At 42.8% G+C, this 21489-nt stretch carries 30 protein-coding genes and 3 pseudogenes; 30 read left to right on the top strand and 3 right to left on the bottom strand.

Annotated elements, in window-relative coordinates; all coding sequences use genetic code 11:
- Window positions 1–223 precede the first annotated feature (223 nt).
- The 28 genes and pseudogenes from SP99_RS13110 to SP99_RS13000 form a co-directional block, all read left to right on the top strand.
- Window positions 224–858 (top strand): annotated as a pseudogene (locus tag SP99_RS13110) (RHS repeat domain-containing protein); the annotation flags it as partial.
- 381 nt (window positions 859–1239) lie between these two features.
- Window positions 1240–1713, top strand: coding sequence for a hypothetical protein (locus tag SP99_RS13105; protein WP_047958875.1), 474 nt, complete (start codon window positions 1240–1242; stop codon window positions 1711–1713).
- A gap of 107 nt (window positions 1714–1820) precedes the next feature.
- Window positions 1821–2571 (top strand): annotated as a pseudogene (locus SP99_RS24370) (RHS repeat domain-containing protein); the annotation flags it as partial.
- A 125-nt stretch (window positions 2572–2696) separates the two neighbouring features.
- Entirely contained in the window at window positions 2697–3167 is a 471-nt protein-coding gene (locus SP99_RS13095; RefSeq protein WP_047958873.1) for an Imm26 family immunity protein, read from the top strand.
- Window positions 3157–3429: a DUF6386 family protein gene (locus tag SP99_RS25215; protein ID WP_313888865.1), complete on the top strand. Its 273-nt coding sequence runs from the start codon at window positions 3157–3159 to the stop codon at window positions 3427–3429. The genes SP99_RS13095 and SP99_RS25215 overlap by 11 nt, the downstream gene beginning before the upstream one ends.
- Window positions 3426–4094, top strand: coding sequence for an HNH endonuclease family protein (locus tag SP99_RS24665; RefSeq protein ID WP_156167800.1), 669 nt, complete (start codon window positions 3426–3428; stop codon window positions 4092–4094). The genes SP99_RS25215 and SP99_RS24665 overlap by 4 nt, the downstream gene beginning before the upstream one ends.
- An 83-nt stretch (window positions 4095–4177) precedes the next feature.
- Complete coding sequence (locus SP99_RS25355; protein WP_366934758.1) at window positions 4178–4294, top strand: hypothetical protein; 117 nt, start codon at window positions 4178–4180, stop codon at window positions 4292–4294.
- 72 nt (window positions 4295–4366) lie between these two features.
- Complete coding sequence (locus tag SP99_RS13085) at window positions 4367–4564, top strand: hypothetical protein (RefSeq protein ID WP_047958871.1); 198 nt, start codon at window positions 4367–4369, stop codon at window positions 4562–4564.
- A gap of 130 nt (window positions 4565–4694) precedes the next feature.
- Window positions 4695–5161 (top strand): annotated as a pseudogene (locus SP99_RS23780) (type IV secretion protein Rhs); the annotation flags it as partial.
- Between the two features lie 10 nt (window positions 5162–5171).
- Window positions 5172–5390 (top strand): hypothetical protein, encoded by a 219-nt coding sequence (locus tag SP99_RS25065; protein ID WP_047958870.1) that lies wholly within the window; start codon window positions 5172–5174, stop codon window positions 5388–5390.
- Window positions 5390–6391 carry a hypothetical protein gene (locus tag SP99_RS13075; protein WP_047958869.1) on the top strand — a complete coding sequence of 334 codons (1002 nt, stop codon included), beginning with the start codon at window positions 5390–5392 and terminating at the stop codon, window positions 6389–6391. Before SP99_RS25065 ends, SP99_RS13075 begins: the two co-directional genes overlap by 1 nt.
- Window positions 6392–6922: 531 nt before the next feature.
- Entirely contained in the window at window positions 6923–7441 is a 519-nt protein-coding gene (locus tag SP99_RS13070; protein ID WP_047958868.1) for a hypothetical protein, read from the top strand.
- Between the two features lie 137 nt (window positions 7442–7578).
- Window positions 7579–8049, top strand: coding sequence for a hypothetical protein (locus tag SP99_RS13065; RefSeq protein ID WP_045286944.1), 471 nt, complete (start codon window positions 7579–7581; stop codon window positions 8047–8049).
- A 92-nt stretch (window positions 8050–8141) separates the two neighbouring features.
- The gene (locus tag SP99_RS13060) at window positions 8142–8585 is read left to right on the top strand and encodes a DUF6386 family protein (RefSeq protein ID WP_047958867.1); all 444 of its coding nucleotides are present in this window, start codon (window positions 8142–8144) and stop codon (window positions 8583–8585) included.
- A 222-nt stretch (window positions 8586–8807) separates the two neighbouring features.
- A complete protein-coding gene (locus SP99_RS24915) occupies window positions 8808–8966 on the top strand; it encodes a hypothetical protein (RefSeq protein ID WP_197086101.1) in 159 nt (52 codons plus the stop codon).
- Between the two features lie 348 nt (window positions 8967–9314).
- Entirely contained in the window at window positions 9315–9671 is a 357-nt protein-coding gene (locus SP99_RS23775) for a hypothetical protein (protein WP_072060269.1), read from the top strand.
- 224 nt (window positions 9672–9895) lie between these two features.
- Window positions 9896–10252 (top strand): hypothetical protein, encoded by a 357-nt coding sequence (locus tag SP99_RS13055; RefSeq protein WP_047958866.1) that lies wholly within the window; start codon window positions 9896–9898, stop codon window positions 10250–10252.
- A gap of 286 nt (window positions 10253–10538) precedes the next feature.
- Window positions 10539–10811: a hypothetical protein gene (locus SP99_RS24660; protein WP_141237281.1), complete on the top strand. Its 273-nt coding sequence runs from the start codon at window positions 10539–10541 to the stop codon at window positions 10809–10811.
- Window positions 10812–10935: 124 nt separating this feature from the next.
- Window positions 10936–11427: a hypothetical protein gene (locus tag SP99_RS13050; RefSeq protein ID WP_047959821.1), complete on the top strand. Its 492-nt coding sequence runs from the start codon at window positions 10936–10938 to the stop codon at window positions 11425–11427.
- Window positions 11428–11593: 166 nt separating this feature from the next.
- Window positions 11594–12076, top strand: a complete 483-nt coding sequence (locus tag SP99_RS13045) for an SMI1/KNR4 family protein (RefSeq protein ID WP_047958865.1) — start codon at window positions 11594–11596, stop codon at window positions 12074–12076.
- Between the two features lie 64 nt (window positions 12077–12140).
- On the top strand, window positions 12141–12461 hold the full coding sequence (locus tag SP99_RS13040; protein WP_047958864.1) for a hypothetical protein: 321 nt from the start codon (window positions 12141–12143) through the stop codon (window positions 12459–12461).
- A gap of 631 nt (window positions 12462–13092) precedes the next feature.
- Entirely contained in the window at window positions 13093–13575 is a 483-nt protein-coding gene (gene comJ, locus SP99_RS13030; RefSeq protein ID WP_047958862.1) for a competence protein ComJ, read from the top strand.
- A 61-nt stretch (window positions 13576–13636) separates the two neighbouring features.
- Window positions 13637–13882, top strand: a complete 246-nt coding sequence (locus SP99_RS13025; RefSeq protein ID WP_024907057.1) for a hypothetical protein — start codon at window positions 13637–13639, stop codon at window positions 13880–13882.
- A gap of 144 nt (window positions 13883–14026) precedes the next feature.
- Window positions 14027–14509, top strand: a complete 483-nt coding sequence (locus SP99_RS13020; protein ID WP_047958861.1) for a hypothetical protein — start codon at window positions 14027–14029, stop codon at window positions 14507–14509.
- A 26-nt stretch (window positions 14510–14535) separates the two neighbouring features.
- The gene (locus SP99_RS13015) at window positions 14536–15012 is read left to right on the top strand and encodes a hypothetical protein (RefSeq protein ID WP_047958860.1); all 477 of its coding nucleotides are present in this window, start codon (window positions 14536–14538) and stop codon (window positions 15010–15012) included.
- Between the two features lie 43 nt (window positions 15013–15055).
- Complete coding sequence (locus SP99_RS13010) at window positions 15056–15436, top strand: hypothetical protein (RefSeq protein ID WP_047958859.1); 381 nt, start codon at window positions 15056–15058, stop codon at window positions 15434–15436.
- A gap of 16 nt (window positions 15437–15452) precedes the next feature.
- Window positions 15453–15818: a hypothetical protein gene (locus SP99_RS13005; protein WP_024907060.1), complete on the top strand. Its 366-nt coding sequence runs from the start codon at window positions 15453–15455 to the stop codon at window positions 15816–15818.
- Between the two features lie 99 nt (window positions 15819–15917).
- On the top strand, window positions 15918–16211 hold the full coding sequence (locus SP99_RS13000) for a YciI family protein (RefSeq protein WP_024907061.1): 294 nt from the start codon (window positions 15918–15920) through the stop codon (window positions 16209–16211).
- A gap of 53 nt (window positions 16212–16264) precedes the next feature.
- Here the strand turns inward: SP99_RS13000 and ychF are convergent, their stop codons facing one another.
- Entirely contained in the window at window positions 16265–17356 is a 1092-nt protein-coding gene (ychF, locus tag SP99_RS12995; protein WP_020690896.1) for a redox-regulated ATPase YchF, read from the bottom strand.
- A 126-nt stretch (window positions 17357–17482) separates the two neighbouring features.
- On the bottom strand, window positions 17483–18067 hold the full coding sequence (gene pth, locus SP99_RS12990) for an aminoacyl-tRNA hydrolase (RefSeq protein ID WP_023336005.1): 585 nt from the start codon (window positions 18065–18067) through the stop codon (window positions 17483–17485).
- A 274-nt stretch (window positions 18068–18341) separates the two neighbouring features.
- Here pth and ychH point away from each other — a divergent pair, with 274 nt between their 5' ends.
- Window positions 18342–18617, top strand: coding sequence for a stress-induced protein YchH (gene ychH / locus SP99_RS12985; protein WP_008499505.1), 276 nt, complete (start codon window positions 18342–18344; stop codon window positions 18615–18617).
- 121 nt (window positions 18618–18738) lie between these two features.
- Window positions 18739–19797, top strand: coding sequence for a MerR family transcriptional regulator (locus SP99_RS12980; RefSeq protein ID WP_047958858.1), 1059 nt, complete (start codon window positions 18739–18741; stop codon window positions 19795–19797).
- Here SP99_RS12980 and dauA read toward each other — a convergent pair.
- Window positions 19783–21462, bottom strand: a complete 1680-nt coding sequence (gene dauA / locus SP99_RS12975; RefSeq protein ID WP_045286259.1) for a C4-dicarboxylic acid transporter DauA — start codon at window positions 21460–21462, stop codon at window positions 19783–19785. The two genes, SP99_RS12980 and dauA, sit on opposite strands and share 15 nt — an antisense overlap.
- Window positions 21463–21489 lie beyond the last annotated feature (27 nt).

Genomic DNA, 21489 nt, shown 5'->3' with positions numbered 1-21489 from the left:
GCCAGATGAACGCGAGTTGAAGCAATCCAACTACGACAGAGGAGGGATATTCAGTATGGTCACAGCGATTACGGCTTTCCTGATTTACCGTATCGTCGAGGCATCTCTCTCTACAATGTACAATGTTTATGATCAGCGAAGTTAACCCTCCCGTGGGTATTAAAGTTACCTGTAATACGACTACCGCAATAACCTGGCACGGTAAGAGCGGGACGGTTGCCTGCTTGAAGGATCTGCAGAGAAGGTCACGTACAACCGCCTGAAGGAAGTGATCAGCCAGCCGCGGAATCGCAACAGGCCGCAGACGCAGGTCAGTATCCGCTACGACCCGCTCGGACGCTGCATTAGCAAAATGCGCCAGCAGAGGCTGGGCGGACAGCAAATCGGCAAGCCCCTCACCACCCGGTTTTTCTGGGAAGGGTTCCGCCTGCTGCATGAGCTGCATGGAGACGTGCCGGTGATTTACGTCAAAAGCGACCATGACAGCTACGACCCGCTGGCGCGTATTGATGGCGTTGATGTCCCGGAGATCTTCTGGTTCCACTGCCAGCCCAACGGCACGCCGGAGGGGATGACGGATATCGAAGGGCAGGTGCGCTGGGAAGGGGTGAACAACGCCTGGGGCAAGCTGTTGCAGGAGAGCGAGACACAGGGAGCAGGATATTCTCAGACCTGCGGATGCAGGGGCAACACCTGCATCGCGAGACAGGGCTGCACGACAATTTGTTCCGGTATTACGACCTGGGCTGCGGACGGTTTACGCAGCAGTACCCTATAGGGCTGGCGGGGGGGATAAATCTTTACCTGTATGCGTTGAATGCGCTGGGGTGGGTGGATCCGTGGGGGTTGAAATCCAAGTTAAAAAAATGACTTACTGCCTGGACAATCACATCACTTAAATCAGGATGCTGCATTCCGTGACATTATACCTACTAATAGTGGAGCAGCGATCAAATTAGATGGTAATGCGTTTACTCCACCAGGTACTCCGCACTATGAAGCTCATAAATCTTTAGAACAGTTTTGGAATCAATTTAGGAAAGGTGGCGCTTCATACCGAGAAATGCCTTCCAACCTCCAATATACTCAGGCATTGAAGCATTCACTGGAGGCGGCAGGATTACCAGCAAATCAGGTTAAAGAAGCTGTCAGGTATAGTATTCAAAATCGAATAGAACATGGTGCGCTTGGTGGCATGAACGTACCTAGGATCTCCGGAAGAATAAATCAGGTTAAAACATGAAAATATCCCAGTTAGCAATAGACAGGTTGAATAAAAATAATTGGTTTGTTAATCTTGGTATGGCGACGACACTCCCCGGGGTTATCCAAACTAAGTCCCTTAGCTTATTTATAAAAGGCTTGAAAAGTGATGAATGGGAAAGTGCCACTTTGGAGGCTGGTAATGAAATAACGGGTTTTCTCGCAAAAAAACATACTAGCAAATATCAATACTGGAACTCTTTGGTCAAAGACGCTAAGAAAGTTGTGGAGAATGATATTATCCCAAAAATCACCTTCCCAGAGTCTGAGATAGTTACAATGACTGAGAGCTTAAAATGGGACCTTATGAATTTCTTGCTTGAAGAGGCGTATAGTTCTCTACTACAAGAGCCATTCTTTTTTGACGGATTAATTAGTGTTTATGAAGCTGGGCATATGCCCTGTGGATGGTCAGGTACTTGGCCAGCGGGAAAACTGGTTATTTATTGATACATTGCCCGCAATAAAAAATCCACGCTAAGCTTGGATTATTTCATTCAAAACATATCAAACGTTAAACAAGAAGTTCATCACGTCGCCATCTTTAACGATGTAATCTTTATCGACGGGACATCTTTACCGGCAATGCCCAACGCCCGTCGCCGCGCCGCTGGTCCCGCCGCTGGGATTACGACTACCGTAATAACCTGGTGCGGGAAGTACGGGACGATAACCCGTTTAACTGGTACCGCTGGCAGTACGACAGCGCCGGGGCCTGCTCGCTCAGGACGGCTCGCTGCCCGGTCAGGAGCAGTGGCGCTGGGATGCGGCTGGTAACCCGTTAGAGGGCGCTGGAGAGAAGATTGCCCATAACCGGGTCACGCAACTGAACGGTATTCGCTGGCGCTATGACATCCACGGCCGTACCGTAGAGAAGGATAACGGCCAGATCCGGCACTACCAGTACGATGGCGAACACCGCCTGGGGCAAGCTGCTCCGGGAGAGCGAGATGCAGGGATCAGGATATTCCCAGAACGAGCGGATGCAGGGGCAACACCTGCATTGTGAGAGAGTTGCACGACAATCTGTTCAGGTATTACGACCCGGACTGCGGACGGTTTACGCAGCAGGACCCGATAGGGCTGGCGGGGGGATAAATCTTTACCAGTATGCGCCGAATGCGCTGGTGGGATCCTATAGGTTTAACCGCTTGCAAAAATGGAAGCCCTAAACGGTCAGTGAGAAACATGTCATTTGCTGACTGGATTAAAAGAAAGGCAAAAGGTGGGAATAATACCCATGTGTATTTAGGATTTAGAATCACTGAAGAACCGCTAAACCGCGGTCATGCACGGAGCATAGAATAAGCAGTTATTCACAATAATTCCCATTTTGAAAATTCTATCAATAGCATAAGTCCTACAAGAAAGTTATACTCGGATGCTGTTTTGTGGGGTGGAAACTGGCTTAAAAACGATGGGATTAATGTAAAATGGCCGACAGACTTACAGTAGTGTCAGGAAATGAAAAGCAAAAAAAGTGGCCAAAAGAAGGCGATGTTTTTTACTTCCAGTTAAATGATGATCGATTAGGCTATGGTATGGTCGCCCTGGGTAAAATAGATGTCGGCCCATTCAAAAATGCTATAGTTATATATATATGTGACTATTTTACATCTTCGCTTCAAGAAGATGCTGTATTGGCAAAAGATAATTTGCTATTGCCACCAATTATTACTGATAATTCATGTTGGAAAAACGGTTATTTCGTAACGTTTAAAACTATCGAAACGAGCGAAGTGGATATTTTACCACAGCATTATTTTAAAAATCCTGTCAGAAATAAAATATATGATCAGCATGGAATGCCAATTGAATCGCCGACTGAGAATATACCAGTCGGTGAAGAGTCGATTCAATTCTATAAAAGCATTATAAAATCTATAGAAAGCTTTGTTAACTAATAGGCTAGACCGGGGAGGTATTTCCGGCCTTTGCTTACGCAATGAGAAAATCATAAGCATACAAACAGATACTACCACTTTAGCTATTTATGATTTGATGTCATTAAAGCATAGAATTAATGAAGACGTAGATTGGTGGAGTCTTCCAGAAGATGAAGTAGAAGAGGTAAATAAAGGGGATGTATTATTTCTCAATCTTGGGGATGATGGCGCCTATAAAGTCAATATTAAAAAAATTTACCTAAAGACATGTTTGGAATGAGTGACGGAAAACACTTCAAGGAAGCGAACAGACAATTATATTATAAAATGAATAATGACCCATCATATAGAGCTTCCCTTGAGGAAAAATTCCCGGGAATATTTGAAAAGGTTTCACCAGGTAAGCGTGGCGCGTTCCTAAGAACAGCTCCAACAGGTTCTGGTTGGGAAACAACTTGGCATCATCATGAGCGAGTTGGTGGGTTGTTACAATTGGTTAATTGGCCAGATCATAACTCAAGGCATCTGGATTATGACCCGAAAGGATATGGTGGAAGAAAAACTTGGGGGGGTCTCGATGCAGATAATTGTGAGGGTATAATGAATACATATACATCTATAGATGAATTAATAGCAAGTCTTTCTCAGTTAGAGCCTGGTGAATGGATTTATACTAATATAAACACATGGGAAGCACGGCCTGAAGATACTCACTTCTTTTATATTTCTTGGGATTATATCCAAAGTTTGGAGGATGACGAAATATACCTTGATGAAGAGGATCTGGAAATGCCATTAGCAGTAGAAACTTTTTCTTTGAAAGGATGGATGTTAGTCAGTTCTTTGAACTATATTGTGAAGAATAAAAATAGTGGAGGTCATGGGAATAAATGGTTTATCGATGAGGTGAATTATTATAGGGAAAATGACACATATAGAACATGATTTTAATAATGATGAGCAGTTCGCTTAATTAAGCAACCAATTCGAAATGCCTTGACAAAAGCCCACGCTCTGTCGTTTCTGGAATGCGGGGCGGAAAAGCTCCCATAGCGCATGATACACAGTGGAGCGGGAAAAATAGATCTTATGTCCTACACCAGAGAACCCCTATCCAACATGGAGGCGGTATTTATGATGATTGATAATTAAGTAATCGTTACAACAAAATATCACCTTGACATTCTAGAGCGTGCTTATCATTTTTGAGGTATAATATGCAAAGACAAGTGCTTATCGAACTAATAAGGAAAATCCAACACTGCGAAGGGACAGAAGAAGAAGCTGATAATGACATCGACCTCCTTTGTAGAAGTGTCGCAGATCCTCAGGCAGCTAATTATATTTATTATGAAGAACTTAGCGCAGAAGAAATTGCGGATAAAATTATAAGTTATAAACCACTTCAATTATAAGTAGTATTCGGGGGGCGCAATGAGTCCCCCATATTGAAAAAACCCATCCCAAAGCTTGGTTTTTTTTCATTCAAAACAAGTCAAACGTTAAACAAGAAGTTCATTACGTCGCCATGTTTAACGATGTAATCTTTATCGATGGGACAACTTTACCGGCAATGCCCAGCGCCCGTCGCCGCGCCGCTGGTCCCGCCGCTTGGAGTACGATTATCGCAATAACCTGGTGCGGGAAGAACGGGACGATAACCCGTTTAACTGGAACCGCTGGCAGTACGACAGCGCCGGGGCCTGCTCGCTCAGGACGGCTCGCTGCCCGGTCAGGAGCAGTGGCGCTGGGATGCGGCTGGTAATCCGTTTGAGGGCGCTGGAAAGAAGATTGCCCATAACCGGGTCACGCAACTGAACGGTATTCAGTGGCGTTATGACATCCACGGCCGTACCGTAGAGAAGGATAACGGCCAGATCCGCTGGCACTACCGGTACGACGGCGAACACCGCCTGACGGAGGTTATCAGCCAGCCGCGGGATCGCAACAGGCCGCAGATGCAGGTCAGCTTCCGCTACGACCCGCTCGGACCACGCATCAGCAAAACGCGCCCGAGTAAAGATGAAGCGATTGCATCAGCTTCTGAGCGCGGTGGTAAAGGCGGATTGGTCCCAAATAATCGTGGTGATAAAGCCATATGGGTTAATCATGATAGCCGACCAGGATTTAACCCTGGATAAAAATATCCTTTCTCGTTTTAATGATAAAATCACTTCATTCCAGATTGAAAAGAAAGATGCTAAAGGTAATTGGAAGAAATGTGGTAAGAGGATTACGTAATGATTTTTGAAATGTTTATACATAAAATTGAACACTTCACTAATGCGAGAGCAGAGATTGAAAGTTTTGGAAAATATATCTATGTTCAGGATGAACCGGACCTATTCCCCGTTTGTTTTAAAAAAGAAAATGGGAAGCATGTAGAGTTGAGTCGTTGGCAAACTTGCTTTCCTAAAGTTATGTTTCAGCGTGCGTTAAACAAGTTAGGCCTAAGTGAAGATGGTAAGTATGCATTTGAAGTTTTCCTTTCTCGATTAGGTTATTTATTTCAAATAGATAACCGACAGCGTATAGATAAAGATATCTTTATCTTGTTTTATATCTATCAACTGTTTTCTTTAAAAGATAACAAAGAAGATTACGCTATAAAAGCAAAAATCTTTTTTTTAAGATTTTTGTGTTTTGAAATGGGCATGGATGATGACTCTTATAATTTGCTATACATTACTAAAGATGGGATTTGTATAAATACTTCTCAGCATGGTAATGTCTCAATATTGTCTTTGCTTGAGCAATTTTATGTACAATTTGAAAAAAGGAAAAACTTTGAAGATATTAAGTCTATAAAGCATTATCAATCATCAGTGTTGAATTTTTTGTTTGTTGCGAACAACGATAGAAATCACCTGTCTTTTAATGATAAAAACTGCTACCTTTGCGAACCTGATAGTTTTATTAATACTTATGAGAAATCTAAAAAAACAATTTATAGAGCCTTGGAACAGTGTTTTGACAAGTATCAATCCACGAAGAATTTACTAATATCAAATTTCATTCTAATGAATTATTCGTATTATATTGTTAGAAATAATTTGACAGATCTAAAAAGTTTAAGAAGACATGTTTCTTCAGATATGTTTAGACAAATAATTTCCTCTATAGTGTACAGAGGTTTTTTTGTGAATGAAGACGAGATATTTAAGGTGGTTGGCAATGAATATGACATCAGCCTTGAAAAAAATGAAGCTCGAATGCGTTTTAATTTAATATATCCGATTTAAGGCATTAATGTTAGATCACTGTCGGGGGCATTAGGTTTGGATTTTCAAACCGCTGTAGAGCACTCGATTCTTAAAGGCAAAACTATGGCAGGACAATAGATTTACGGTTTGCTCGTTGTAAGTTGAAAACTTGGTATCTCTCATACCGTGCCTTGGCGGATGCCTCTATTAATCGTGCGGATTATTTTCTTAACTAGAGGATACTTTATTGGAAAAAATAATTTGTTATTTCCGCCAACTATTACGGATAATTCATGTGGTAAAAGGGTCATTTTGTAACTTTTAAAAATATCTACATGAGCGAGGCAAATGTCTTCTCCTTTAAAGTCCCTAAGCGGATGGCGGATTTAAAAGAAGAAAGTGTAATACCTCTGGTTGGTTATCGTACTAATCCGTTACATCAACGGGGATTAACTCCTAAGTGTGTGGATCCGACAACGCCAGGTAGATCGTATGAATTACCACCAATATGGGCAGAATGGCTTGAAGAAGTAGCGATTCCAGTCTCGGGTGTGTAAAATAGGTTATTATATGAATATTAATAAAGATGAAGAACTCCTTGTGATAATAAAGAACGAAGGAAGATTTTATTGGTTCGTGGCCTTTAAAGAAATGTGGATTTTAGACAGAGCAAAATGGGTAGAAGATTTTGTGAAAAGTGGGATGGAAATAAACCTACAGGATATCCATAAGGAAAGATATAACATACCAGTTGTAAATGAAGAAAACGCAAAGATATTCATTGATGGTTTAATCAAAGATGCTTATTTATATAATAAGGATGATATAGCTGCGGAGTTTTATAATAGGCTTTCGCAAAAAACCACCTGGTGGGATATATATGATCTAATGCCAGATTTGTTTATAGACTTTGATAATAAAAGACTATATTCCCAATATGTCGAAAGTATGCATTATCACAAATATGTTCCTGATGATTGGCAAGGTGAACTTGTTGATTTCTGTAGTGATGGATCGTTACCTCAAGATGAAATGTTATGGATAAAAAATGAGACAGATCATAGGAGCATTGTAATCTCTAAAGGGTAAAAATATATTTCCAACATACCATTTTTTTTGAGTGTGCAATGGTAGATGCATCATGTTAATCTTTAACCATTGTGCTGAATTGTGAAGAAGATGGAATTTACTATAATTTAATTCTTGTTCCGAATGGATGGGTGTAAATGATTGATTTTTATGCTGATATTTTATCAGGGAGAGCGCTAGGTAACGTGTTTTTGGGTGAAAATATAAGTAAATATATGAATGAGTTATATACCGATTTTAAGGTAAATTACTTTGATTATTTTTTGCCTGATGATGAGAAAAGGCTTGCATATATTGTAGATGACACTATCACAATCGCTACCCTTGAAGATGGAACGATCATTTCGATTGGTTGTAATGTAAGCTATAAGGGGAGGTATAATAACATATTACAAACAGGTCAAACGATGAGGCAAATAATCGACTTGACTAATAAACAACGCATTTTTAATGGTTTCATTATTATAAATGACGACTTTGGTTTTTCATTTGAGTTGCCAGCGCCTTATGATGAAATCGCAGATAGCATTGCACATGTTCCACTGGATCTCGTTCTTAATGAAATCCGTGTAGCTGATTACTCTGACTGGAATCCTCAAAAAATATAACGCTGAAATGTGAGTTGGGATTGATACTACAGATTATAACTTGACATAATAGTGTTTTTAATTATTTCATAAAAGATTAAGTATTGAAAATTATGCATGCAATAATACATGTCCAAACAAATACAGCAACAATTGTGATTTATGATTTAATCTCACTAAAACATAGACTTAACGATGATGTAGATTGGTGGAGCCTTCCAGAAGATGAAGTTGAAGAAATAAATAAAGGTAATGTGTTATTTCTCAATCTTGGAGATGATGGAACCTATAAAGTCCATATTAAAAGAGATGTTGATGAATGTACCGGGTCGCTATTTTTAAACGTACCTTCTGGAAAGGTTTTCATTGGGGCGGGAGAAGATGTCACTGGCGGAGATCTTGAGCCTGACGACTCAGATGCCATTTCAGGTGAGTTTATTACTTTAGAACCTGGTAGTTACGAAGTTAAATATAAAAAGCAAGATTCAGAAGTTCTAATTTCCTTTGTAAAAGCAACGATTACTGAAAACTCATTAGAAGAGGGAGTTTATCTTTGAATGAGAAAAAAGAATACTACAAGTAGTTCATCACGTAGCCATTTTTAACAATTTTCTTTTTCCTTCTGCACGCATCTTGCTTGCTTTTTTGCACCTTGCTTACTCTTACCCTCAATAATCAGTTATTATACTCGCGACGAATATCCGCAACCTCAGGATAGTCCTCATAGTTGCTGACTACCCGCAGCGAGTACGACCTCCTCGGGCTTCTGCATCGTCGGGATGTTTTACCCGGCAACGAGCCGCCAGGTGCTGGGCGGACAGCTCACCGGTAAGCCGGCGACCACCTGGTTTGTCCGGGAAGAGTTCAGCCTGCTGCAGGAACTGCATGGAGACGTGCCGCTGACCTACGTCTACACTGATTTGAGAGATATAGTTTAGGGAGGTAACACAGGACTAGATGCTCATCAAGCGGGGCAAAAAGCTACTATGAAAGATCTTGTAGAAGGTTATGACCCTAAAACTGGCCCGTCAATTTTAGTACCTTAAGAAAGCCATACTATATCAAAAGGTGGCGTCGGTATTGTTTCACGAAGAAAATTAATCCTTCAACTGGCTAACCATTTGCTAATGCGAGGGAACTGCTTGCTAGAGACATCTTAGAATTAAGGCGAGTTTATCAAGACATTGCAAACAGCGTTCTTCAGAAATTAATCGCAAAAAATAAAGCAATGTATCCTGAAATGAGAAAATCAAAACCTAAAGGTAAAAGTAATTGTAGGAGATAATGTGAATAAAGATGAGTTAGTTGTGAGATCATTACTTGCCGAGCTTTTAGGCGATACGCTAAATTATTATATTGATAATCTATCTGATTTATCCAAGTCAAATGGTGATGAAGATCCTTATTCGCGGGCAAGAAGTGTAATTCATAAACTATCCCCAGAAGAACAGGAGAAAATTTTCAATTTCCTTAGGTTGGTCATTGTAGATACAACTTCTACTGTTCTCGGAACAATCGATGGTTCACGTTTCCCTCCAAATATTGATGGGGGTTTTAAACTTGAATATGACGGCGATGAAATACAAGGCTCCTTACAAGATGAATTAATTTCAAGATCTGAAGAGCTTGGTGTTTATAAATAAAGATTCTATCAATCTTTAACCATTGCGCTGAATATATAGAGCATTGATAAGAAAAATTGGGTTTTTATTCCATATTTTATTATGCAATTAATGGCTGGTTAGTTTCAGGAAAGAAACAATAATTGCCCTTATTAATAATTACAACTAATTCATCAATAAATGCGAACCTAATGGAGATAATATTTATCTTAATATAGGATTTATTCATTTATAGGTAAGCCGATATGGAAAAGCAAGATTTAATTGATCAGTTAAATGAAGTTGAAAAGATTATACACACGTCTTTACCTTCTGAATATAAGCGCTTTATGATTGAGAACGTCAAAGATAGCTACTCTTATGAAATTCAACGAGCAAATGGTGGCCAGCTTTATGTTTTCAATTGTTTTGACTTGCTTGAAAGAAATAATACATACACAATTCATTCGGTGGAGCCTGACGTTTTATTGATTGGTCAAGATGGTGATTTGGGATACTTTTTGAATTTGCGTAAAGGTACTGATGAGATTTATTCTTTAGATCTTGGAGCGTTAGGAAGTCTGGACATGGATAAAGAAAGTAATAGCATATTTAGGCTATAATGTTTGATTTATTAATCATCTAGTTCAGAACATTGAAAAATCCACGTCAAATCGTGAATTTTTTTCAAAACAAATCAAATATTGAAAAGTAGTTTATCACATCGCATTTTTTAATGATATAATCTTCCCCTTCCACACCCAGCGCTGCGCCGCTGGTCCCTCTGCCTGGATTACGATTGCCGCAATAACCTGGTGTGGGAAGAGCGTTAGCGAGGGTATTGAATTAACAACATAAAATATCTTTCTTTACTCAAAATATTGGTTAATAAGACTTTGCGAGCTCCTAATGACTAGATTAAATAATTTAGCATATGCACTTCAACAAATGATTTTAGAACTATCCGTAAATGGAAATAATGAATCTGCCGCTTTTTTTCAAACTCACTATGATATGATAATCAAGTCAGGATATACAATTTCTGGTGAAGTGCTTGAAAAACTATCAACTTGCATGTCAATGTCTCAATACGCTAACTTCTCCCACAGGGAAACTCAACTATTAGACAATATTGTAAATAACGCAATTGAAGTTAAAATTAGAATGCACAATAATAGCTAAATACTTTCATAAGATCTGACTTGATTTAAAAATGGAATCGGCCATGATTTTTCCAACAAATTAAAATATCTTTTATTTATCTAGTATATTAGTCTTTAATATTGGGAGACAATTGGAGATGCCTATGTATGTGGATAATATTACTGGCGAGTTTTGTTTTCCCAAAACTCTGGTGCTCACACCCTTTATAACAAAAAAAGAAATAATGGAGAGTAATTGTTTAAATTGGGATCCTTGGCCAGACAAAGGGGATAAAACTGTATCTTATAGGACTATTTTTGACATAAAAGGAAACAAACAGGGTGATATCTATTTAATTGTTAATTTTGTTCAATGTAATGATATAAATGCTATTATTGGTAGTTGGAGTTTTGCTCCTGCAGAGTTAATCGATGGGGAGCAAAAGAAACCAGAGGGAAAGGTTACAAAAAGGCTAAGGGATTGGTTTAAAGAAAAAACTAATATCAACCTTCCAATTTATGGTTCATGGGGGCATATTGATGCGTCATATGACTATTGGAATTGTTCAGGCACTATTTTTTGCAATTATCGTTCCAGTTTCAGAGATGATAAATCCTGGAAGGATTACTGTAAATGGAATAGCATTAAGCTTTAATTGGGGATGGGGTGCCGCATTGGGGGGGATTACGTTGAACTCTGTGGAGAAAAACTGTAGGCAGATTATGAGCCCAAAAAGAACTAAATATTACTCTATCTGGTTTGTTGGTATATAACACCTTAAATAAATTCGCAAGTTTTTTGATCGTCTGGCCAAATAATATATGAATCATTTCAGTAACTGTGAAAAAAAGATTGGACGTGCAGATATTGCTAAAAATGAAGAGGAATTATCTATTATTCTTCCTGATGATTTCATTTCACATTATCTGCAATTTAATGGTGGCATTCCTGAGAAAAGTTGGTGGGCCGATGATGAAGATTTTGAACCAGTAGAGGTGGCTGGGTTTAAACCGTTTATTTATAATAGTCAGACAAATGATGACCCAAGATCTTTAATTGGTGGTTGCTATATCAGCATGTTGGATAGGCAAGTGATCCCAAAAAACCTTTTTCCCTTCGCAAATGATTGGGGAGGGAATTTCTTCTGTCTGGATTTAGATAATTACTCAATTGTATACTTTGCTACAGATTCTTTTGATGAGTATTTGACTATGCAAGAGAATCATATAAAACTTCAAAGATATCTGACAAATTCATTTTCCAACTTTGTTAATGGATTGGTAACAGAAGAAAATCTTTCTTAAGAAGCCATTAAATGTTAGCAATATATTCACTACAATTAATAAGGATAAATGTAAATTGAATAAGATGCCAGATAATTCAATTGTTGTTTTTGATGTGGCTGGGACTAGTGTAAAAATACGTGTTTCGGGAAGTGGTTTAATTAACAAAATGCAGGCGATAGGTTTTTCATTAAAAGATGAGTTTATGGTGATACCTGTAATTGACGAACGGAATAAACAAAGAATAATAAGACTGTTAGTTGAAGAAGGAGCTCTTTTTTTATTTGGACATGGTTGGTATCCATCTGAAGTAATAGAATACTATAAAGAACAAAACATCAAATTTGGTAAATATAAAATTATTTACTGGAGTAATAGAAATACATATCATATAGAGGAAAGATAATCCCTCATAAAATAAATCCTGGAGGGCACTAATCAACCATTTTGATAATTTTCAAAGTACAGGAAGAAAAAATACTTTTGTTTTGCCGGCTGACGGCGTTTTTTTTACTTAAAATTGAATAAGTCAAAGGAAGTAAATGTTGTCTGTAGCTTCACAGTTCATACCCTGAATACGACCAGGGTAGTGTTCAACGGTTGCATGCTGAAAATAGAGTTATTAATTACAACATGATTGATATTTTCCCTGAGGAACTATGATAAATTTGCAATCTCATAATGAAGTATTGGATTTTCTGGAGTTGTTTTTTCAAAAATATATTCTTGATTATAATTGCCTCCAGGATATGCAATCTATTTTAGAGGGCTGTCGAAAAGAAAAAACGGTGTCTATTCGAGCCATAGACTTATGCTTTATGGTATACAGACGAAAGACTCAAGATTATAGAGTCCTTACTCATGAGGAACAGGAGATATGGAGGCAGTTGTTCAATATATGGCAATAAATTTTTATAAGCAAAACTGGCAAGAGATGACGGATATCAAAGAGCAGTAACTGTGGTGCAGGGTGTAATATTGGTAACGTTTTTATCAGAGCAGTCAGGTGTAACGAGAATAAAAATCGAGGTAAGGTAATGAACAATAAAAACATACAAATAGTTAATCTACTGATTTCGCATAGTCAAATATTGTTACGATCCCGAGACTATGATGAGAAACTGAGTCAGTGGGGGAAAGGAAATATTTCACAAGGTGCTGTACTTCATAAGGATTATGTAATATTTGATCCACTGCCAGAAGATGCATTTGGCGCAAACGTGAATATCAAAGTAGAACTATCTTTCAAATTAGATGAGAATTCTCAGCGCTGCATCGTTGTGCCATTTTTTGTTACGGAACAACATAAACTACAAGTCGCTTCAGCAACTGAAAAATTTGATTTAAGCTTAGGATTAAATGATAAAACTTATTCACTGTTTTATGAAGTTTGTGAAGGAGATGAAATTTATTATAATTTCACGCTCGTACCGACAAAAGAAACTGTTGCAGCTAAGTTTTTGCTAGACGATCCCTGGGGTGGAATAAAAAATCATCCTCTTAAAGAAGGTGTTTTTTAAATTTAAAGCTAAAATTGGATGTGCTAAAATAAATCGAAATAAGAGCTCAGAGAAGCCTGTCATGAATTACGATTCATATAACGAAGTACTCGATTACCTCATCGTTTTTTTCAACGAAAGAGTGAATTCATCAATTTATTTAGAAAAAATAATGACTTTGATTGAAGGATCTCGCTCTGAAAAAACGGTGATGATAAGAGCTATTTATGAAACATACATGCAGTATGTAAAACAAAATAAAGATGGCATAAAAGTTATCGCTGGGGAAAAAGAAATGTGGATTGACTTATTGCACCATTGGCAATAAGACTTTATTGCTATGTGGATATTATTGTAGATGTTATAACAAATGTGATTTTACACGGAAAATTATCGTCATATAGTTGTTATCATGTTAAGTCGACTATATCATTAAGATCTTGTTAGACAGTCAAAAGTAAAGCAGGGGAACATGATTGAATTCAATTTAAATCCGATTACCGGTGATCTGACATTTGATGATCTTCCTTTGGGAATTGAGACTGAAGAAGGATTTTGTAAGAGTGGATTATACCACGAATTAAACAAGCGAAAAGCTGTAAATAAAACCATGCCGAATCACTACCTTGTTGACTCAGTAGCGTTTTTCGACAAAGAATTTCAAGTTACTATACGCCCGTTGTGCTATGGTTTTCCTTTTATGATTCATCTTGTTGATAAAAACAGTCAGTATTATAACGCATTAAATGACTGGAATGCGCGAGCTAATATTCACATGCTAAATGAATCAGTGAAAAGCTTATCTGATTGGCTAAAAGAATCACTCAATCTGGACACGCCTGATACCACGGAAACAGACATGATTAGGTGGCGCTTTGAATGGGGGCGGGTTTCTGTCTCATATGAGATAAAATCATTTAATCACGGGATATATTTAACCTGGAATATAATGTAGTCACTTCCAGACAAGGTGGTTTAGATATGTTAGAAATGAATTTTGATGTTAATAGTGGCTTTGTGGCTATTAACAATTACCCCCTCGAGTTAAAGGATGTTGAGACTTTTAAAAACTCCGAATTTTACATGTTATTCTCTCCGTTGAATACAATAGGCTCTTATTATTTCTCTATTGATAATATCGATTGGAAAGATCAAACTTTCATATTAGAACTGAGGCCTTCTGTGTTTTCTTTTTCTCCTTGCATATTCCTTACCAGTAAGAATGGGAATTTTTATAAAACTTTATGGGATTGGGATAAAAGAGCCAATTTGCGTAATTTATCTGAAGAAGAACAGCGCTTGACAGCATGGGTTGAGAGTGAAATAACCTCACGCCCTAAACTTAAAATTAGTACGCCTCCATACGGAACTCAGTGGCATCATGAGTGGGGAAGCATTATTGTACAGTCTAATGAGAAAAGCTTCGACTGTGGAATTTATATCGAATGGAATGTTTGACTGAATGACATTATTGATTAATAAAATTAAAAGGTTATAGAAAATGAGAATAACTAATCGACTGAAAAAGAAGGTACTAGTCCTGGATGGCATAGATAATGACTTTTTAGATTCTGGCGCAGAAATAGCATGCCCTGAATGCGAGGGAGTAATAATCTATTCTATCGTAAACTCATATGAATTTGACTCGCTCTCTGAAGAGGTGAAAGACTTTTTTGTTAAGAAAATGAGAGGTGTGAAGTTTGTTAGTGAACATAAGAAGTATATCTACGATGAAAGCCAATTATATGTTTCGAAAAACACTTGTTCAAAGTGTGTAAAGGAATTTTCTACTGTATTAACGTATAAAGAAGTGCAGCCAGCACGATACCGGGTATATCTTGTGGGGCTTTTTGAAGGTGATTTGAAACAGATCAAACTTTAAAAGTTGAGGTTTACCGATGATTGAAAATCTCATTTGTATTAAAGAAAATGACCTGCTTCAGTGGGCGTGTGCTGAACGTAACATACGGGTTAGGATGCCATTTTTAGACTCTGCAATGGTCGACTCAACACGCCAGTTAGTCTTTGCGTTAAGCGAACCAAAGCCATTACCAACTATTTTGACCATCTTCAGTGCTCAGGGCGAAAAACTATTTTGGTCTGCACCTCCTGAAGGCGCTATTTTCTATTACTTAACTTTCAACCAGTCAAAGGAAGTAATTGTGGCCTGTAGCTATGTGGTAAAGCAAAACGGCTGGCATGACTGGTTCTATTCGTGGAATAGGAAGAATAACGCGTTGTCTCGATCGGGCCCTGCATATTAAGATCAAATGTGCCCAAAATGATAACGATACCCGATGGCAACAGAGGAACTGCATAAGCAATTCCAACAAACGGCTAAAAACACAGCTGAGAGGCAAAGGATGAGCACGGTTTATATTGTCATTTTAACCTATATCAAACCACTCGAAGAGATTGACGCAGCAATACCTGCGCATGTCGAGTGGCTAAAAAAAGGGTATGCAGAGGGAATTTTCCTCGCATCCGGAAAACGGGTGCCGAGAATCGGTGGGGTCATTCTCGCGAAATGTGAGAGTCTTGCCTCTCTTGAAGAGCGATTACGCGAGGATCCTTTTCAGAGGTTAAAGCTCGCGACGGCTGAAATCATTCCTTTTGAACCCAGCATGAAAACAGAACTCTTAGACAATGTCTTTTGACCCCGCAATAAAAAAACCACGCCAGGGCGTGGTTTTTTTTCATTCAAGACGACTCAGACGTTGAACAGGAAGTTCATCACATCGCCATCTTTAACGATGTATTCTTTCCCTTCCGCACGCATCTTGCCGGCTTCCTTCGCGCCTTGCTCACCCTTGTAGGTGATGAAATCTTCAAACGCGATGGTCTGCGCACGAATAAAGCCTTTCTCGAAGTCGGTGTGGATTTTACCCGCAGCCTGAGGCGCAGTTGCACCCACTGGAATGGTCCAGGCACGCACTTCTTTCACGCCAGCGGTGAAGTAGGTCTGCAGGTTGAGCAGGGCATAACCAGCACGGATAACGCGATTCAGCCCCGGCTCTTCCAGGCCCAGTTCTGCCATAAACTCATCACGCTCTTCGTCATCCAGTTCGGCGATATCGGCTTCTACTGCGGCACAAACCGGAACCACGACAGAACCTTCTTTCTCGGCGATAGCACGCACCTGATCGAGGTACGGGTTATTTTCAAAACCGTCTTCGTTCACGTTGGCAATGTACATGGTTGGCTTCAGCGTCAGGAAGCTCAGGTAGCGGATGAGCTCTTTCTCGTCTTTGCTCAGATCCAGAGAACGCAGCATGCCCGCGTTTTCCAGCTGTGGCAGACATTTTTCCAGCACCGCCAACTCGGCTTTGGCATCTTTATCGCCACCTTTGGCTTTCTTGGAGATACGGTGGATCGCACGCTCGCAGGTATCAAGATCCGACAGCGCCAGCTCGGTGTTGATGACATCAATATCTTCAGCCGGGTTTACTTTACCCGCTACGTGAATGATGTTGTCGTTCTCGAAGCAGCGTACAACGTGGCCGATCGCTTCGGTCTCACGGATGTTGGTCAGGAACTGGTTACCCAGGCCTTCACCTTTGGATGCGCCTTTTACCAGGCCCGCGATGTCCACGAACTCCATGGTGGTCGGCAGAATACGCTGCGGCTTCACGATTTCCGCGAGCTGATCCAGGCGCGGGTCAGGCATTGGCACCACGCCAGTGTTAGGTTCGATGGTACAGAACGGGAAGTTCGCCGCTTCGATACCCGCTTTGGTAAGCGCGTTAAACAGGGTGGATTTGCCCACGTTTGGCAGACCGACGATACCGCATTTGAATCCCATTTCTAAATCACCTTAATATCTTGATAATCAATCCGTTAACGATAACCGATTGATGAAAAGTAAATAACTACGCCTATTATACACGTAACCCGCATCACGCGCGGTAAAAAAGCCGTACTGGATGGATTATTGCGCTTTAAAAGCGTGCAAGCGGTTTGTCGCTTTGGTTAAGCCATCTTTCAGCCAGATTTCGGTGCAGCGCGCCGCTTCGTCTACCGCCTCGTCTATCAGTTTCTGCTCTGAAACCGGGGGCTTACCTAGCACAAAACCGACAACTTTGTTTTTATCGCCCGGATGGCCGATTCCCACGCGCAAACGGTGGAAATTCGGGTTATTGCCCAGCTTGCTGATGATGTCTTTCAGACCGTTGTGACCGCCGTGCCCGCCGCCCAGCTTGAATTTCGCTACGCCTGGGGGGAGATCCAGCTCATCGTGGGCCACCAGAATCTCATCCGGATTAATACGATAAAACGTTGCCATCGCCGCTACCGCTTTACCGCTCAGGTTCATAAAGGTGGTGGGCACCAGTAAGCGAACATCCGCGCCTGCGAGGTTGATACGTGAGGTATACCCGAAGAATTTAGGTTCTTCACGCAGGGGAGCACGTAACCGCTCGGCCAGCAGATCGACGTACCATGCTCCGGCATTGTGGCGGGTGGCCGCATACTCTGCGCCGGGGTTGGCGAGGCCGACAATCAGTTTAATCGTCACGATTCAATTCCTAATGGGTTCCAGATCTGGCGCGTAGTTTACTGTCTGGCGCGCCGCTTGACAAAATTCTGCGATCGTCTCAGCGAAATACGAATAATTTCTTATTTGAACAATTAGAATTTCAAGCTGTTCAAAGCCTTATTTGTAAACTTTTGTTTGGGAGTTATCTGTAATTGTGATCATTCACGCAACTCATAAAAGGGGCGTTGTCTATACTTTACACACAAGGATTAGGGGCTTTTCCCCTGACAACCCAAAGTTCCGGAGGTGACATATGAAACGCAAAAACGCTTCGCTACTCGGTAACGTGCTGATGGGTTTGGGGCTGTTTGTGATGGTTGTCGGCGTAGGTTATTCAATATTAAACCAGTTGCCGCAGCTTGATCTCCCGCAATACTTCGCGCATGGCGCGGTTCTGAGCATCTTCCTCGGTGCGGTATTGTGGCTCGCCGGGGCACGCGTGAGCGGCCATGAGGAAGTGTGCGATAAATACTGGTGGGTGCGCCACTACGATAAACGCTGCCGTCGCGACCAGCATAAGCACAGCTAGTACCAGGACGAAAGAATACCGAAACGACTCCCCAGGGAGTCGTTTTTTTTTGCATCAAGGGTTGACCCTCACGTAACGTAAGGCACCAGAGTGGCGGCACTGGCAAAGAAAAGGAGCAGTTATGTTGATTCAGGTGGGTGAGCTGGCGAAGCGGGCCGGCATCACCGTGCGAACATTGCATCACTATGAACAAACAGGAGTGTTGCTGCCTTCTGCCAGAAGCGCGGCAGGTTACCGGCTTTATAACCTGGCGGATGTCCAGCGTCTGCACATGATTCAGGCGCTGGCAAAAGCGGGGCTGGAACTTGCTGAAATCAGGGATTTTCTGGAACAAAAGTCGCTGTCGTTAACGGAGCTCCTCGATGCGCAAATCAGCCTGCTGGATAAGCAGCTGCGCAGCATACACACGCTGCGTGACAGGCTGGTGGATTTGCGTACCGGGCTTACCGCCGATGAGACGCCCGATCTGGAATCCTGGCTACAGACTCTGGAGTTAATGAATATGTACGATCGCTGGTTTACGAAAGAAGAGTTACAGCAGCTGCCGTTTGCGCTGCAGAAGGATGCGCTGGCAGCTATCTGGTCGGGGCTGGTTGCAGAGGTCAATACCCTGCTGGAGCAGCACGTACCCGTTACAGACCCGCGGGCGAGGGATCTGGCCACGCGCTGGATGGAACGCCTGGAGCAGGACACGGCAGGCAAGCCAGAGTTTCTGACCCGGCTGAACGAGATGCACAGCGCAGAACCGCAGATGCAGGCGCAAACCGGCATCACGCCGGAGATGACCGACTATATTACGCGGGCGTTTGCCGAGTCGAAGCTCATTATCTGGGAGAACTATCTCTCTGCCGAAGAGATGGCGTTTACCCGGGCACATTACTTTGACCGCATGATGGAGTGGCCGCCGCTGGTGGCGAAACTGCATCAGGCGCAGCAGGAAAACCTCGACCCCGCCTCTGACGATGCGCAAAAGCTTGCCGAAAACTGGCTGGCGCTGTTCCAGTCGTACGCGGGCACGAACCCGGAGACGCAGCAAAAGTTTCGCGTGGCCATGCAGCAGGAGCCGCATCTGATGAAGGGAACATGGATGACGCCTGCCGTGCTTGAATGGCTCCAGCAGGCGATTGGGGTAATGATGCAGAGACGCTTCTCTGCATCAGGGGGCTCACAGATCCGCTAACGCGGCATCACGATTAGGGTAGAAGGCAAGGCGGCCAGGGATCGGCTGCACCCCCGCCCGCGCCATGGTGCGCAGAGGCTGGAACTCAAGATTACTTACCCGCAGTTCACAGCCTTCCGGCAGACGTTTCACAAAACGCTGGAAGGCGTCCAGCCCGCCCGCATCCAGCACCGGCACGGCATCCCATTTCAGGACCACTATCCGCTTGCCCGCAATGCGGGACTCCAGATCGCTGAACAGACCTTCTGCCGCGGCGAAGAACAACGGACCAATCACGCGCAGAACCAGCACATCATCTGGCACCTCCACGTTAACCGGGGAGAGGCGCGTCATCTGCGCAATACGGCGCATAAACAGCAGGGAAGCGAGCACGATCCCGACGCTGATGGCGATGACCATATCGAACAGCACGGTCAGCGACATGCAGATCAGCATGACGATGATGTCGTCTTTCGGGGCGCGACGCAGCAGGTTTACCACCTTATGCGCCTCACTCATGTTCCAGGCCACCATCAGCAGCAGGGCGGCCATGGCGGAAAGCGGCAGCCAGGAGAGCAGCGGAGCGAGGATCAGCAGGGCTAAGATCACCAGCACAGAGTGGATGACCGCTGAAACCGGCGAGGTGGCCCCGGCGCGCACGTTGGCCGCAGAACGGGCGATGGCCGCCGTGGCCGTAATGCCGCCAAAGAACGGTGCGATGAGGTTGCCTAGCCCCTGGCCGACCAGCTCGCTATTGGCTTTGTGCTTGGTGCCGGTCATGCCGTCGAGCACAACGGCGCAGAGCAGGGATTCAATCGCCCCGAGCATTGCCATGGAGAAGGCCGCCGGAAGCAGGGCGCGCAGGGAATCCCAGCTTAAGGTAAAGCTGGAGCCGGGCATGTCCCACGGCAGCACCAGCTGCGGTAACAGTTGCGGTATGCCGCTACCCTGCGAACCGTCGGCGAGTACATAGTGGAACTGCGAGCCAATGGTGGCGACATGGCCGCCGAACATATTCACGACAGCCATCACCGCGCAGCCCAGCAGCAGCGCGGGCAGATGGCCCGGCAGACGAATGCCCAGACGAGGCCAGACGATCAGCGTCCCCAGCGTCACAATCCCGATGGCGGCGTCGCCCAGGTTGGCAGTTGGCAGCGCCATAAACAGCGCCCCCACTTTTTGCAGGTAGTGTTCAGGAACGTGCGCCATCTGCAGGCCAAGGAAATCCTTGATTTGCATCGTTCCGATGGTGATACCGATCCCGGAGGTGAACCCCAGCGTAACGGAAAGGGGAATGTACTCTATCAGGCGGCCAAAGCGGGCCAGGCCAAACAGAATTAAAAAGAGCCCGGACATCAGGGTGGCGACAAGCAGGCCTGCCAGACCAAACTGCTGTGAAACGGGGTAGAGGATCACCACAAAAGCGGCAGTCGGGCCGGAAACGCTGAAACGTGAACCGCCGGTCAGAGCAATGACGATCCCGGCAACGGCTGAGGTGTACAGACCGTACTGCGGCGCAACGCCGCTACCAATCGCCAGCGCCATCGCCAGCGGGATGGCGATAATGCCGACGGTGATCCCGGCAATCAGGTCACGCACAAAGCGTGATGAGGTGTACTTCTCTTTCCAGCAGGCGTCGATGAGGGCGCGAAAGGGCAGAACATGTGAGGAAGTTACGTTTTTCACAATTATCTATCATCCGTATGCGCATCA

The organism is Enterobacter sp. BIDMC92 (assembly GCF_001030225.1).
Lineage (GTDB): Bacteria > Pseudomonadota > Gammaproteobacteria > Enterobacterales > Enterobacteriaceae > Enterobacter > Enterobacter sichuanensis.
The sequence above is the reverse complement of the archived record's forward strand: the minus strand, read 5'-3'. Positions and strand labels throughout refer to the sequence as shown.